The following is a 13,421-nucleotide window of genomic DNA, read 5'->3' on the forward strand; positions in this document are numbered from 1 at the left end:
CAGGGATGCGGTTTACGCCCTCGAACCTTACTCGAGGACGGAAAGCCATGCTTGACATCAAATGGATTCGCGACAACCCGAAGGCCCTTATCGAAGCGCTGGTGAAGCGCTCGTGGTCGGCTGAAGACGCCCAGTCCGCCGTCGAGGATCTGATCGCCAGGGACGAGGAGCGCCGCACCCATCTCAGCGAATTGCAGGTCAAGCAGGAGCGCCGCAATGCCGCTTCGAAGGAGATCGGCAATGCCATGCGCTCGGGCGAGGCCGCGCTTGCTGAAAAGCTCAAGGCCGAGGTCGGCGAGATCAAGGCGTTCATCCAGAACGGCGAGGCGCGCGAGCGCGAGCTCGACCAGGCGCTGAACGACTCGCTTGCGGTCCTGCCCAACGTGCCGCTCGACGACGTGCCGGTCGGCAAGGACGAGCACGACAATGTCGTCAAGCGCGTCGTCGGCGATGCGCCGACCCGCCCGAACTGGGTGAAGGAGCATTTCGAGATCGGCGAAGCGCTCGGCATGATGGATTTCGAGCGTGCGGCGAAGCTGTCCGGGTCGCGCTTCACGGTGCTGAAGAGCCATCTGGCGCGCATGGAGCGCGCGCTCGGCCAGTTCATGATCGACCTGCACACGACAGAGCACGGCTATGAGGAGATCCAGCCGCCGCTGATGGTGCGCGACGAGGTTCTCTTCGGCACCAACCAGCTGCCGAAATTCGAACTGGACCTGTTCTTCACGCCGCATGGCGACGGACGGCTGGGCCTGATCCCAACCGCGGAAGTGCCGCTCACCAACCTGGTGCGCGAGGAGATCACGCCGCATGAGAAGCTGCCGCTGCGCTACACGGCGCTGACGCCGTGCTTCCGCTCGGAAGCGGGCTCGGCCGGCCGCGACACGCGCGGCATGCTGCGCCAGCACCAGTTCTACAAGGTCGAGCTGGTGTCGATCACCGACCAGGAAAGCTCGCTCGCCGAGCATGAGCGCATGACGCAATGCGCCGAGGAGGTGCTGAAGCGGCTCGGCCTGCCTTTCCGCACGGTGACGCTTTGCACCGGCGACATGGGCTTTGGCGCACGCAAGACCTACGACATCGAGGTCTGGCTGCCCGGCCAGAACGCCTATCGCGAAATCTCGTCCTGCTCGGTCTGCGGCGATTTCCAGGCCAGGCGCATGGATGCCCGCTACAAGGACAAGGACGGCAAGGGCAACCGCTTCGTGCACACGCTCAACGGTTCCGGCACCGCGGTCGGCCGCGCTCTCATCGCCGTCATCGAAAACTACCAGAATGAGGATGGCAGCGTAACCATTCCTGAAGTGCTGCGGCCTTACATGGGTGGTCTTGCCAAGATCGAATCGAAATGAGTTCATGCGCATCCTGCTGACCAATGATGACGGCATCCACGCCGAAGGCCTTGCGTCGCTCGAACGCATCGCCCGAACGCTCTCGGATGACGTCTGGGTGGTGGCGCCCGAGCAGGACCAGTCCGGCTACGCGCATTCGCTGTCGATCTCGGAGCCGCTCAGGCTGAGGAAGGTCGGCGAGAAGCATTTCGCCGTGCGCGGCACGCCGACCGACTGCGTCATCATGGGCACGAAGAAGATCCTCCCCGGGCCCCCTGACCTCATCCTTTCGGGAGTCAATTCCGGCGCCAACATCGCCGACGACGTTACTTATTCGGGCACGGTTGCCGGCGCCATGGAGGGGGCGCTGCTCGGTATCCGTTCGATCGCTGTCAGCCAGGCCTATTCCTATCTGGGCGAGGACCGCGTCGTCCCTTACGAGACGACCGAAGCGCTGGCGCCGGCGCTGCTCGAAAAGCTGATCGCAACGCCGCTGCCGGAAGGCGTGCTGCTCAACGTCAATTTCCCGAACTGCGCACCCGACGAAATCGAGGGCACGGTCGTCACCGCGCAGGGCAAGCTCGTGCACAGCCTTTGGGTCGACGAGCGCCGCGACGGTCGCGGTCTGCCTTATTACTGGCTGCGCTTCGGCCGGGAGCCGGTCGAAGGCAAAAAGGGCACCGATCTTTACGCGCTGCGCAACCGGCTGGTGTCGGTGACGCCGCTGCAGCTCGACCTGACCGCCCATGAACTCCGCGACCAGCTGACCAAGGCGCTGTCATGACCATGGCTATCGACGACCGTGAAGGTTTCGCCGCTTTCCTGCTGCGGCTGCGCGGCAGGGGCACGGCGCCGAAGGCACTGGTCGCTGCTTTCGAGGCGACTCCGCGGCGCGGCTTCCTATCCGCGCAGTTCCATTCGATGGCCTGGTCGGAAGGCATGCTGCCGATCGAATGCGGCGAGGCGATCGAGGGCGCGGACCTGCAGGCGGCGGTGGTTGCGGCTTTGGCCATCGAGCCGGGCAACCGCGTGCTCGAGATTGGCACCGGGTCCGGCTATACGGCAGCCGTGATGTCCAGGCTTGCCGCGCGCGTCGTCAGCGTCGACCGCTACAAGACCTTGACCGAGCAGGCAAAGCAGCGTTTCGAGGCGCTCGGCATCAGCAATGTCATCGTACGCCAGGCCGACGGCTCCAACGGCCTGCCCAACGAAGGGCCGTTCGACCGCATCATCGCCTGGGCGGCCTTCGACAGTCTGCCGCGCTTCCTGCTCGATCAATTGTCGAGCGGTGGCGTCGTCATCGCGCCGATCGGCCCGGAGGAGGGCGAGCAGGTGCTGGCCAAGCTCACCAAGGTCGGCAGCCGTTTCGAGCGCGAGGACATCGGCTTGGTCAGGCTGCAGCCGGTCCTGCCCAGCGTTGCTGCGGTGATCTAGCGCGCCAGCCCTGCGATCGACGGCTAACCGCGTCGAACGCGCCTGCGACCATCACTCCAGTCAGCCGCCGCAGCGGTAGTTCAGGTGCAAACCAACGAGATCGACATCCTGATCGATGCGCTCGGTGCTGAAGGGGCCCCCGCGCGCGCCAACGACCGTGAAGGTGGTGGTCTTGTCGGGCATGAACAGGTGATCGTATTCGATCGCGAGTGACCAATTCGGGGCAAAGCCATATTCAAGACCGGCACCCAAGGCACCGCCGCAGCGGGTCTGATCGTCTGTCTCGCCGGCGGTCGTGTCGGGTGAAAAGAGAACATCGAAACGGTCGTGAGTCACGGCCGCGCCTCCCTTGACGTAGAAGAGGGCGTTGTCGACGCTGTACCCGACTTGGGCGGTCAGCAAGCCAAACCAAGCGAAGGCGTGGTCGTGTGAGGGTGGTGCCGCTGCTCGCCCGGTCTCATTTCGTGCGATTCGCCGGTTCCCGAGACGTCCGTCTCGTCTCGGCCGGCACGATCTGTCCGGACTTGGTCGCGCCTGTCGAAAAATGTTTTAAGAAAATTTTCGGCGGATTCTAATGGGTTAACCGGCCAGTAACATTAACGCGCTTTAATCATGACCAGTTTGTACCGGGTCTGTGCGGGTTAGTGCGATGCAATTCAATGGTTTGAAGGCAAACGGACGCAATCTGGCGCGCGGCTGCGCCGTCCTCATGATCGCCGGTGCCGCGGCAGGCTGCAGCTCCCAGGCGATGCGCTTCAATGGTGTCGACGACGTCTTCACATCGTCCACCAACAATCAGCGCGCCATCATCAACAAGCAGAATGTCGACCAGCCCTATCCAGGCGATACGGTCGCGCCGGCGCCTGTCGACGGCAGTCACACCCAGTCCGTGAGCCGCTCCAGTCTCGAGCCGGTGACGTCCCAGCAATTGCCGCCGCCCTCGGCGCCGGCCGCCGCCAAGCCGATGCGCACCGCCTCGGCCCCGGCACTTGCGCCGGCCCCCGCCGCGCCTCATCTGGACAGGACGGCCACCAACACAGTCGCGCCGGCCAAGCCGTTCAAGACCGCCGAGCCCGACGCGGTGCGCAACGCAAGCGCGGCGCCGCACGCGACCGAGATCGTGGTGAGGGAAGGCGAGACGATTTCCGGTCTCGCCCGCCAATATCATGTGCCGGCCGATGCGATCATCAAGGTCAACGGGCTCGATGCCAACAAGGGCATCAGAACCGGCCAGAAGATCGTCATTCCGGCCTATGCCTATTCGAGCAAGGGCGGGCCGAAGGTTGCCGACGGCACCAAGCCCGCCAACACACCGAAGCAGCCCGCCGGCGCGCCGGAAAAGCTTGCCGTGCTGCCGCAGCAGCCAAAACTCAAGGACGGCAAATCCGCCGCACAGGTCGATGCGTCGGCGGCGGCCAGCGGTTCGAAGAACGCCACGCCCGCCCAGATGGCCGAGGCAAAGCCGGCCGGCGCCGGCGGTACCTACACCGTTCAGCAGGGCGATTCCCTGTCTTCGATCGCTCGCAAGACCGGCGTCGGCGTCACGGCGCTCAAGCAGGCCAACGGCATGAAGGACGGCCTCTTGAAGATCGGCCAGACGCTCAAGGTTCCGGCCGGCGGCACCGTTGCCGTCGCTGCCGCGAAGCCTGTCGCGACCAAGCCGACCGTCGATCCGGTGACGACGGCAACCACGCAGCCGCCAGCAAAGACCACGCCATCGGAGACGCTCGCTTCCTACACGCCGCCGAAGAAGGACGCCAAGGTCATCCAGCAGGCCGAGGACGACGATGCAGTGGCGCCGGATGCGACCGGGATCGGCAAGATGCGCTGGCCGGTGCGCGGCCGCGTCATCTCCGGCTTCGGCTCCGGCAAGGACGGCGTCGACATCGCGGTGCCGGAAGGAACGCCGATCAAGGCGGCCGAAAACGGCGTTGTCATCTATGCCGGCGACGGCCTCAAGGAGTTCGGCAACACGGTGCTGGTGCGCCACGAGAACGGCCTGGTCACCGTCTACGGCCATGCCAGCTCGATCGAGGTGCAGCGCGGCCAGAAGGTCAAGCGCGGCCAGGAGATCGCGCTGTCCGGCATGAGCGGCACCACGGACTCGCCGAAGCTGCACTTCGAGGTGCGCAAGAACTCCGCCCCGGTCGATCCGAGCGGCTATCTCGAATAGAACAAGAACAAATTGCGGGCCGCCTGACCTCCAGTCCGGCCCGCCGGCTTCAGCCCGCTCCGCCAGGAGCGGGCTTTTTCACTGCAGCCGGTGATGGGCTATCAGTCCTTGAGCGGCTTGCCGAGCCGTCCGGCAAGATCCTGGGTGAACTGCCAGGCGACGCGGCCGGAGCGGCTGCCGCGCGTCGTTGCCCATTCCAAGGCTTCCGCGCGCAACGTCTCGGGATCAATCGCGAGGGCATGGTAACGGACATAGCCGTCGATCATGTCGAGATATTCGTCCTGCGAGCATTTGTGGAAGCCGAGCCACAGGCCGAAGCGGTCGGAGAGCGAGACTTTTTCCTCCACCGCTTCCGACGGGTTGATCGCGGTCGAGCGCTCATTGTCGATCATATCGCGCGGCAGCAGGTGCCGCCGGTTCGACGTGGCGTAGAAGATGACATTGGCCGGGCGGCCCTCGACGCCGCCTTCGAGCGCTGCCTTGAGCGACTTGTAGGAAGTGTCGTCATGGTCGAAGGAAAGGTCGTCGCAAAACAGGATGAAGCGGTAGGGCGCCGCCTTCAACAAGCTCATCAGCTTGGGCAGGGTGTCGATGTCCTCGCGATGGATCTCGATCAGCTTCAGCGGCCGGTCGAGCTTGTCCGAGGCGTTGACCTTGGCGTGCACGGCCTTGACCAGCGACGACTTGCCCATGCCGCGCGCGCCCCAGAGCAACACATTGTTGGCGGCGAAGCCGGACGCAAAGCGCTCGGTGTTGTCGAGCAGGATGTCGCGGACCCGGTCGACTCCGCGGATCAGGCCGATGTCGACGCGATTGACCTTATGGACCGGCTCCAGGTAGCCGGGATCGGCCTGCCAGACGAAGCAATCGGCCACGCCGAGGTCGGTCTCGGGAACCGGTGGCGGCCCGAGACGGGAGACCGCGTCGATCAGGCGGTCGAGCTTTTTGTTCAGGGCATCCAGGCTATCGGTCATTTCCGGTCTTTTTAACTTGGCAATCACGGAACGTGAAACGGATCCGCGGCTGCGCACCAAGAACCAACTGCAAGCTTCTGTTGTAGCACGATCTTTTCGGCCGGCTCCAACCGGCTTCCGGCTGCGACGCTCTAGCACGCGCCAAACGGCTGGAAAAGCAACGGATTCGGCGGGTCGCGCAGTTGCATTGGCAACTTTACCGACTATATTCCGGCCAAAATTTCGCGGGGCCGTCCCGGCGGTATTTCACCATCCAGGAGTTTCTTGATGTTCGTCACACCGGCATACGCCCAAGGCGTCGGCACCTCGCCCGATATGTTCATCAGCATTTTGCCGTTTGTCCTGATTTTCGTGATCATGTATTTTCTGATCATCAGGCCGCAGCGCACGCAGTTAAAGAAGCGCCAGGAAATGCTGGCCGCAGTGCGCCGCGGCGATACGGTGGTGACCGGCGGCGGTTTCGTCGGCAAGGTGACCAAGGTGATCGACGACAATGAACTGGAGATCGACCTTGGCGGCGGGACCAAGGTGACGGCGCTGCGCTCGACGATCTCCGACGTGCGCGTCAAGGGCGAGCCGGTGGCGAACCAGAACGCCAAGAAGTAATCACCACCTCGATGGCGGAACGCTGCCGCTTGTACGCCTGAACGGATAAGAACTAATGCTTTATTTCTCGCGCCTGAAGATGATCCTGATCTGGCTGGCCGTGGCCGTGACAGTGGTCCTCGCCGCGCCCAACCTGTTTCCGGCAAGCATGCTGGCGCAACTGCCGAGCTGGGTGCCGAAGCGGCAGATGACGCTCGGCCTCGACCTTCAGGGCGGCTCGCACATCCTGCTTGAAATGAATCAGAACGATCTGATCAAGGATAGGATGGAGACGACGCGCGACGAGATCAGGACGCTGCTGCGCGAGGCCAATCCCAAGATCAACTACACCGGCCTTTCCGGTTCCGGCCGCACCGTGCAGGTTCGCATCACGGACCAGGCTCAACTCGACCAGGCCAAGAAGGTCCTGAAACCGCTGACCGATCCGGTGGCGGCGGGACTGTTCAGCGGCGGCTCCATCCAGGAAATGTCGCTGGATGACTCCGAGCCCGGCCTGCTCAAATTCACGGTCACCGACGCCGGCCTGAAATACCGCACCTCGACGGCTCTGTCGCAGTCGATCGAAGTGGTCGAGCGGCGCGTCAACGAGCTCGGCACGACCGAGCCGATCGTGCAGCGGCAGGGCGACGACCGCATCCTTGTCCAGGTGCCGGGCCTGCAGGATCCGCAGCGGCTGAAGGAGATCCTCGGGCAGACCGCCAAGCTGACCTTCCAGATGGTCGACCAGTCGATGCCTGTGCAGGATGCGCTGAAGGGCCGTCCGCCCGCAGGCTCTTCCGTCCTCTACTCGCAAGACGATCCGCCGGTCCCGTATCTCATCGAAAACCGCGTCATCGTTTCCGGCGAAAATCTGGTCGACGCGCAGGCGACCTACAATTCGCAGACCAACGAGCCGGTGGTTTCGTTCCGTTTCGATTCCAAGGGCGCGACACGGTTCGGCCAGGCGACGGCGCAGAATGTCGGCAAGCTGTTCGCCATCGTCCTCGACAACCAGGTGATTTCGGCGCCGCAGATCCGTGAGCCGATCCTGGGCGGTACCGGGCAGATTTCCGGGAATTTCACCCCGCAGAGCGCCAATGACCTTGCCGTGCTGCTGCGCGCCGGCGCGTTGCCGGCAACGCTGACGGTCATCGAAGAGCGAACGGTCGGTCCAGGCCTCGGCCAGGATTCCATCCATGCCGGCAAGGTGGCGGGCGTGATCGGTTCGATCCTCGTCGTCGCCTTCATGTTCGTCGCATACGGCTTCCTCGGCTTCCTCGCCAACATCGCGCTGGCCGTCCACGTGGCGATGATCGTTGCGCTGCTGTCGCTGCTGGGCGCCACGCTCACTTTGCCCGGCATCGCCGGCATCGTGCTCACCATCGGCATGGCGGTGGACTCCAACGTTCTGATCTATGAACGCATTCGAGAGGAGCGGCGACTTGGCCGCTCGGTGATCCAGTCGATCGACACCGGCTTCGCCAAGGCGCTGGCAACGATCGTCGACTCCAATGTCACGTCGCTGATTGCCACCGTGGTGCTGTTCTGGCTGGGCACAGGACCGGTCAAGGGTTTCGCCATCACCTATGCGATCGGCATTCTGACCACCGTTTTCACCGCCTTCACCTTCACCCGCATGCTGGTGTCGATCTGGCTGCGCCGCGCCCGTCCGAAGGAATTGCCGCGCGCGCCGGTCACCTTCATTCCGCCCGGCACCAGGATCCCGTTCATGGGTATCCGCCGCTGGACGTTCGCTTTGTCCAGCATCTTGTCGATCCTGTCAGTTGTCGGGTTCCTCACCATCGACATCAATTACGGCATCGACTTCAAGGGCGGCTCGATGATCGAGGTGCAGTCCAAGCAGGGCGACGCCGATCTCGGTGACATCCGCAACAGGCTCTCCGAGCTCAACATCGGCGAGATCCAGGTGCAGCAGTTCGGCGCGCCGAACGACGTTCTGATCCGCGTCGGCACGCAGGACGCCGGCGAGAATGCCGAGCAGACCGTCATCGACAAGGTGCGCGGCGAACTGCAGGACCAGTATGACTTCCGCCGCGTGGAGGTGGTCGGACCGACGGTCTCCGGCGAGCTCGCCAAGCAAGGCACGATCGCCATGCTCATCGCGCTGGTCGGCATCCTGCTCTATGTGTGGTTCCGCTTCGAGTGGCAGTTCGCCGTCGGCGCCATCATCGCCACGGTGCACGATGTGGTGATGACCATCGGCTTCTTCGTCATAACCGGACTGGAATTCAACCAGTCGTCGCTCGCGGCGATCCTGACCATCATCGGCTACTCACTCAACGACACCATCGTCGTCTATGACCGCGTCCGCGAAGACTTAAGAAAATACAAGAAGATGCCGTTGCCGCAACTGTTGAACAACGCCATCAACGAGACGCTGTCCAGAACCACGCTGACCTCGGTGACCACCATCCTTGCGCTGTTGGCACTGGTGCTGTTCGGCGGCGAGGTGATCCGCTCCTTCACGCTGGCGATGCTGTTCGGCGTGGTGTTCGGCACCTATTCGTCGATCTTCATCGCCGCGCCGCTGCTGATCCTCTTCAAGCTCAGGCCGCAGGCCGCAGCCGCCGAAGAGACCAAGCCGGCGAACGGCAAGGCCGTGGCGACCTGAAGCCGTCAGAGCCGGATGATCTCAGGTCGAGTCGAACTGAGATCTGAATCCGCTCTAAATCAAAGAGATAGAGCATAATGTCGTCCGAAAACCGCTCCACCCTTTTCGGCATCATGCTCTAGCCCCATGGCCAAAGGCATCGTCATCCGAGAGGCGCATTTCCCGGGCAGGGCGCCGGTCGAGGCCTATGGCAATGGCGGGTTCCGCTTTGCCGACATGTCGCATCGAGGCTCGCTGCTGTGCCTGCCGTCCGGTATCCATGGCTGGGAGCCGGCCGATCCGCTGGCGCTAAAAGCTTCGGACTTCGACAAGCTGTTCGCCCAGGCCGACAAGGTAGAAATCCTGCTGGTCGGCACCGGCAAGGATCTGCGGCCGCTGCCGGCTGCACTCCGCTCCGCGCTGAAAGAGGCGGGCATTTCGGCCGACCCGATGTCGACGGGCGCGGCCGTGCGCACCTACAACGTGCTGCTGGCCGAGGACCGTGCCGTGGCCGCAGCGCTCATTGCCGTCGATTGATGGCCGACATGTCCAACATCGTCATGGATGCGGTGCGTGCCGCAGACCATGATCGCTATCTGTCCGCGCTCTACGCGCCCGCCGACAGGCGTGACGCGTTGCTTGCGCTCTATGCCTTCAATGCCGAGGTCGCCGGCGTTCGCGACCGCATCCACGAGCCGCTGCCGGGCGAGGTCCGGCTGCAATGGTGGCGCGATGTCCTCTTGGCCGAGGGCGAGGCGGAGACAGGTCATCCGACCGCCGACGCGCTGAGGGCGGCGATCGCCGCCAACCATCTGCCGAAGGCCGCTTTCGAGAACATGCTCGAAGCGCGTATCTTCGATCTCTACAACGATCCGATGCCGTCGCGGACCGACCTTGAGGGTTATTGCGGCGAGACGGCCGCGGCGATCATCCAGCTTGCGGCCATGGTGCTCGATCCGAGTGCCGCGCCACGCTTTGCCGAACTGGCGGGCAGGGCGGGCTGCGCGCAGGCCATCACCGGCTTGCTGCTTTTGTTGCCGCTGCACCGTCGCCGTGGACAGTGCTTTATCCCCTCCGATATCCTGGCAGCCGCCGGCACCTCGCCGGAAGAGTTCGTCAAGGGCGACGGCGATGCTGCCGCGGAGCGCGCGGTCGGGGCGATGATCGCGCTGGCGCGAGAGCATCTCGGCGCTTTCGAGAAGGGCGCGTCGGCTCTCCCCGCGTCGCTGCGCCCCGCCTTCCTGCCGTTGGCGCTCACACAGGCCTATCTCGACAGGATGGAAAAGCCGGGTCGGTCTCCACTCGGGGGCACTTCGACCCTCTCAACCTTGCGCCGGCACTGGCTGCTCTTGCGTCATGCCATGCATGGCTGGACGCCCCTTTGACGTAAACGTCAACCATGCTACGGGTTCTGCGCGTGGACTCGCATCAGAGAAATGCGAGCCAGCGGAGGACCGCCTTTCCATGAGCCTGCCAGTTTTGGTCGTCCTTGTCGTGTTCGGCATCGCGCTGTCGGTGGCGGCCGTGCATTTCACCGGCGGTACGGCGACCGCGACGCTTGCCGGGGCTGAACACGCGCTCGCACGTTTTGCCGAAGACTTTCCAGACGAAAAGCCTGGGGCGGTCAGGCTGACATCGGACAGGCAAGCCGCCATCCTGGAACTCGACCCGCAGCGCTGCGGCATCGTCCAGAGCATCGGCGACTGTTTCCTAACCCGCATCGTCACGCCGCGGGATGTGCTCGCCCTGGTGCGGGAAGGTAATGTCTTGTCGCTGAAAATGGATGATTTCACCTGGAAAGGCGGGCGGTTTGCCCTCGCCGACGAGGCAGACGCGCTGACCGTGGCGGCGGTGCTGCTGAGGCACGATCAGATCCGAGAGGCGGCGTGATGGACGATTACAATTTCCCGCAGGTCACCCAGCTTGCCATCCCGTTCTTCGTCACGGCGATCCTGATCGAGCTCTGGCTGGTACGCACCGGCCGCGCCAAGGGATCGTTCGAGACGCGCGACACGCTGGCCAGCCTGATGATGGGGACGGGCAATGTCGTCGCCGGCCTGCTGCTCGGTGTCGTATCCTACTGGGCGCTGCTGCGGCTCTGGCAGTTCCGTTTCTTCAATCTCGGCCTGTCGATCTGGGTGTTTGTCGCCGCCTTCCTGCTCGATGATTTGCGTTACTATGTCTACCACCGCATCGCGCATCGGGTGCGCTGGGTTTGGGCCGAGCACGTCAACCATCATTCCAGCCAGCATTACAATCTCTCGACGGCGCTCCGGCAAAGCTGGACCGGTCTCTTCACCTTCATGTTCGTGCTGCAGGCGCCGCTGGTGCTGCTCGGCTTCCATCCGGCCGTCATTGCGTTCGTCTTCGGCTTCAACCTCGTCTGGCAGTTCTGGATCCACACCGAAACGATCGGCAAGATGTGGGGCTGGTTCGAATTCGTCTTCAACACGCCCTCGCACCACCGCGTCCACCACGCCACCAATCCGCGCTATCTGGACGCCAACTATGCCGGCACGCTGATCATCTGGGACCGCATGTTCGGCACTTTCGTTGCGGAACTGGACGAGGACCGGCCGCGCTACGGCATTGTCAAGAACATCGGCACCTTCAACCCGCTGAAGGTCGCCTTCCATGAATGGATCGGCATGTTCAAGGATGCGATGATGCCGGGACTGACGCTCGGCCAGCGTCTCAGCTATCTGATCCGGCCGCCAGGCTGGAGCCATGACGGCTCGCGCGATACGTCGGAGACGTTGAAGGCGGCCTATGTGCGGAGGAATCCGTCCGAAGCAGGAAAGCCGGGATTGCCGGCGGCGAGTGCCGAGCCGGCGGAGTAGCTATTCCGCTGCCTGCGCCTGCGAAGGCAGGCCCAGCCACACGCGACAATCGGCCAATGCGCGCGCCGTGATCGCGCGGCGCTTGGCAACGGTCTTGTCCTTGCCGCGCAGGCGCTTGCCTTCGGACTTTGGAGCCTCGACCGGCGGGAACAGGCCGAAATTGACGTTCATCGGCTGGAAGGAGCGCTTGCCCGGCTCGTCGTCGGAGACGATGTGGCCGCCGGTAATATGGTTGAGCAGCGCGCCGAAGGCCGTGGTCGACGGCGGCAGTGAGGCCGCCCGGCCGAGCCGTTCGGCCGCGGCGAAGCGGCCGGCGAGCAGGCCGATCGCGGCGCTTTCGACATAGCCTTCGCAACCGGTGATCTGGCCGGCAAAACGCAGGCCGGGGCGCGACTTCAGCTGCAGCGACGGATCGAGCAGCGTCGGCGAGTTGATATAAGTGTTGCGGTGCAGGCCGCCGAGGCGGGCGAATTCGGCATTCTCCAGTCCGGGAATGGTGCGGAAGATGCGGACCTGCTCGGCATGCTTCAGCTTGGTCTGGAAACCGACCATGTTGTAGAGCGTGCCCAGCGCATTGTCCTGGCGAAGCTGCACCACTGCATAGGCTTTGACCGACGGATTGTGGACGTTGGTCAGCCCCATCGGCTTCATCGGCCCGTAGCGCAGCGTCTCGACGCCGCGCTCGGCCATCACCTCGATCGGAAGGCAGCCGTCGAAATAGGGCGTGCCTTCCCACTGCTTGAACTCGGTCTTTTGGCCCTCCAGCAACGCCGCCACGAAGGCGAGATATTGCTCCTTGTCCATCGGGCAGTTGATGTAGTCCTTGCCGGTGCCGCCGGGGCCAACTTTGTCGTAGCGCGACTGGTACCAGCAGGTGTTCATGTCGATGGTGTCGAAATGCACGATCGGCGCGATGGCGTCGAAAAAGGCGAGCGCATCGGCGCCGGTTGCTTCGGCAATCGACTGCGCAAGCGAAGGTGCGGTCAGCGGACCGGTGCCGATGATCGCCTGGTCCCAATCCGCCGGCGGAAGTCCAGGCACTTCCTCGCGCTGGATGGCAATCAGCGGATGCGCTTCGATTTTTGCGGTTACTGCCTCGGAAAAACCGTCGCGGTCGACGGCTAAAGCGCCGCCGGCCGGGACTTGGTGCGCGTCGCCGGCGCTCATGATCAGCGAGCCGGCGAGCCGCATTTCGGCATGGAGCAATCCAACCGCATTGGTCTCGGCGTCGTCCGAGCGGAACGAGTTGGAGCAGACGAGCTCGGCGAGCCCGTCGGTCTTGTGCGCGTCGGTGCCGCGCACCGGGCGCATCTCGTGCAGCACGACCGGCACGCCGGCTTCTGCGATCTGCCATGCGGCTTCGGAGCCGGCGAGGCCGCCGCCGATGACGTGAACGGGATCTTTGCTCATGAGCGCCGAGATAGTCGCTTGGCGCGGCGAATGCAATTGCCGGCCTCGACGGGCCGACTACCT

The 13,421-nt window shown here is 64.0% G+C and carries 13 protein-coding genes; 10 read left to right on the forward strand and 3 right to left on the reverse strand.

Annotated features, from left to right (window positions below; genetic code table 11):
• The first annotated feature begins 47 nt into the window (after positions 1-47).
• Genes serS through P9217_RS19575 form a run of 3 tightly spaced genes read left to right on the forward strand, consistent with a single transcriptional unit; the run spans position 48 to position 2,765 of the window.
• Positions 48-1,352, forward strand: a complete 1,305-nt coding sequence (serS, locus tag P9217_RS19565) for a serine--tRNA ligase (protein WP_278087653.1) — start codon at positions 48-50, stop codon at positions 1,350-1,352.
• A 4-nt stretch (positions 1,353-1,356) separates the two neighbouring features.
• The gene (gene surE / locus P9217_RS19570; RefSeq protein ID WP_067329562.1) at positions 1,357-2,115 is read left to right on the forward strand and encodes a 5'/3'-nucleotidase SurE; all 759 of its coding nucleotides are present in this window, start codon (positions 1,357-1,359) and stop codon (positions 2,113-2,115) included.
• A complete protein-coding gene (locus tag P9217_RS19575) occupies positions 2,112-2,765 on the forward strand; it encodes a protein-L-isoaspartate(D-aspartate) O-methyltransferase (RefSeq protein WP_278087652.1) in 654 nt (217 codons plus the stop codon). The genes surE and P9217_RS19575 overlap by 4 nt, the downstream gene beginning before the upstream one ends.
• A gap of 60 nt (positions 2,766-2,825) precedes the next feature.
• Here the strand turns inward: P9217_RS19575 and P9217_RS19580 are convergent, their stop codons facing one another.
• Entirely contained in the window at positions 2,826-3,167 is a 342-nt protein-coding gene (locus P9217_RS19580; protein ID WP_278087651.1) for an outer membrane beta-barrel protein, read from the reverse strand.
• Between the two features lie 247 nt (positions 3,168-3,414).
• On the opposite strand from P9217_RS19580, the gene P9217_RS19585 reads away from it, so the two are divergent.
• On the forward strand, positions 3,415-4,938 hold the full coding sequence (locus P9217_RS19585) for a LysM peptidoglycan-binding domain-containing M23 family metallopeptidase (protein ID WP_127324932.1): 1,524 nt from the start codon (positions 3,415-3,417) through the stop codon (positions 4,936-4,938).
• A gap of 101 nt (positions 4,939-5,039) precedes the next feature.
• On the opposite strand, the gene P9217_RS19590 is transcribed toward P9217_RS19585, so the two are convergent.
• Positions 5,040-5,912, reverse strand: a complete 873-nt coding sequence (locus P9217_RS19590; protein ID WP_095778420.1) for an ATP-binding protein — start codon at positions 5,910-5,912, stop codon at positions 5,040-5,042.
• A 267-nt stretch (positions 5,913-6,179) separates the two neighbouring features.
• Here P9217_RS19590 and yajC point away from each other — a divergent pair, with 267 nt between their 5' ends.
• The 6 genes from yajC to P9217_RS19620 all read left to right on the forward strand — a co-directional run bounded on the left by yajC (position 6,180) and on the right by P9217_RS19620 (position 11,948).
• Positions 6,180-6,518, forward strand: a complete 339-nt coding sequence (yajC, locus tag P9217_RS19595) for a preprotein translocase subunit YajC (RefSeq protein ID WP_067000009.1) — start codon at positions 6,180-6,182, stop codon at positions 6,516-6,518.
• A gap of 55 nt (positions 6,519-6,573) precedes the next feature.
• Positions 6,574-9,129: a protein translocase subunit SecDF gene (secDF, locus tag P9217_RS19600; protein ID WP_095801856.1), complete on the forward strand. Its 2,556-nt coding sequence runs from the start codon at positions 6,574-6,576 to the stop codon at positions 9,127-9,129.
• A 126-nt stretch (positions 9,130-9,255) separates the two neighbouring features.
• Positions 9,256-9,645 carry an Mth938-like domain-containing protein gene (locus tag P9217_RS19605; RefSeq protein WP_067329577.1) on the forward strand — a complete coding sequence of 130 codons (390 nt, stop codon included), beginning with the start codon at positions 9,256-9,258 and terminating at the stop codon, positions 9,643-9,645.
• Positions 9,645-10,493, forward strand: coding sequence for a phytoene/squalene synthase family protein (locus P9217_RS19610; protein ID WP_278087650.1), 849 nt, complete (start codon positions 9,645-9,647; stop codon positions 10,491-10,493). Before P9217_RS19605 ends, P9217_RS19610 begins: the two co-directional genes overlap by 1 nt.
• Positions 10,494-10,572: 79 nt before the next feature.
• Positions 10,573-10,998: a hypothetical protein gene (locus tag P9217_RS19615; protein WP_067329583.1), complete on the forward strand. Its 426-nt coding sequence runs from the start codon at positions 10,573-10,575 to the stop codon at positions 10,996-10,998.
• Positions 10,998-11,948 carry a sterol desaturase family protein gene (locus tag P9217_RS19620; protein WP_278087649.1) on the forward strand — a complete coding sequence of 317 codons (951 nt, stop codon included), beginning with the start codon at positions 10,998-11,000 and terminating at the stop codon, positions 11,946-11,948. The genes P9217_RS19615 and P9217_RS19620 overlap by 1 nt, the downstream gene beginning before the upstream one ends.
• On the opposite strand, the gene trmFO is transcribed toward P9217_RS19620, so the two are convergent.
• Positions 11,949-13,358, reverse strand: a complete 1,410-nt coding sequence (trmFO, locus tag P9217_RS19625) for a methylenetetrahydrofolate--tRNA-(uracil(54)-C(5))-methyltransferase (FADH(2)-oxidizing) TrmFO (RefSeq protein ID WP_278087648.1) — start codon at positions 13,356-13,358, stop codon at positions 11,949-11,951.
• Positions 13,359-13,421: the final 63 nt, after the last annotated feature.

Origin of the sequence: Mesorhizobium sp. WSM4989 (assembly GCF_029625795.1) — a bacterium.
Classification (GTDB): Bacteria; Pseudomonadota; Alphaproteobacteria; order Rhizobiales; family Rhizobiaceae; genus Mesorhizobium.

Coding starts and splice junctions, on each gene's coding strand:
- trmFO (WP_278087648.1), bottom strand. CDS start 13,358: ATGAGCAAAGATCCCGTTCACGTCATCGGCGGCGGCCTCGCCGGCTCC.
- P9217_RS19585 (WP_127324932.1), top strand. CDS start 3,415: ATGCAATTCAATGGTTTGAAGGCAAACGGACGCAATCTGGCGCGCGGC.
- yajC (WP_067000009.1), top strand. CDS start 6,180: ATGTTCGTCACACCGGCATACGCCCAAGGCGTCGGCACCTCGCCCGAT.
- surE (WP_067329562.1), top strand. CDS start 1,357: ATGCGCATCCTGCTGACCAATGATGACGGCATCCACGCCGAAGGCCTT.
- P9217_RS19615 (WP_067329583.1), top strand. CDS start 10,573: ATGAGCCTGCCAGTTTTGGTCGTCCTTGTCGTGTTCGGCATCGCGCTG.
- serS (WP_278087653.1), top strand. CDS start 48: ATGCTTGACATCAAATGGATTCGCGACAACCCGAAGGCCCTTATCGAA.
- P9217_RS19620 (WP_278087649.1), top strand. CDS start 10,998: ATGGACGATTACAATTTCCCGCAGGTCACCCAGCTTGCCATCCCGTTC.
- P9217_RS19575 (WP_278087652.1), top strand. CDS start 2,112: ATGACCATGGCTATCGACGACCGTGAAGGTTTCGCCGCTTTCCTGCTG.
- P9217_RS19610 (WP_278087650.1), top strand. CDS start 9,645: ATGGCCGACATGTCCAACATCGTCATGGATGCGGTGCGTGCCGCAGAC.
- P9217_RS19590 (WP_095778420.1), bottom strand. CDS start 5,912: ATGACCGATAGCCTGGATGCCCTGAACAAAAAGCTCGACCGCCTGATC.
- P9217_RS19605 (WP_067329577.1), top strand. CDS start 9,256: ATGGCCAAAGGCATCGTCATCCGAGAGGCGCATTTCCCGGGCAGGGCG.
- secDF (WP_095801856.1), top strand. CDS start 6,574: ATGCTTTATTTCTCGCGCCTGAAGATGATCCTGATCTGGCTGGCCGTG.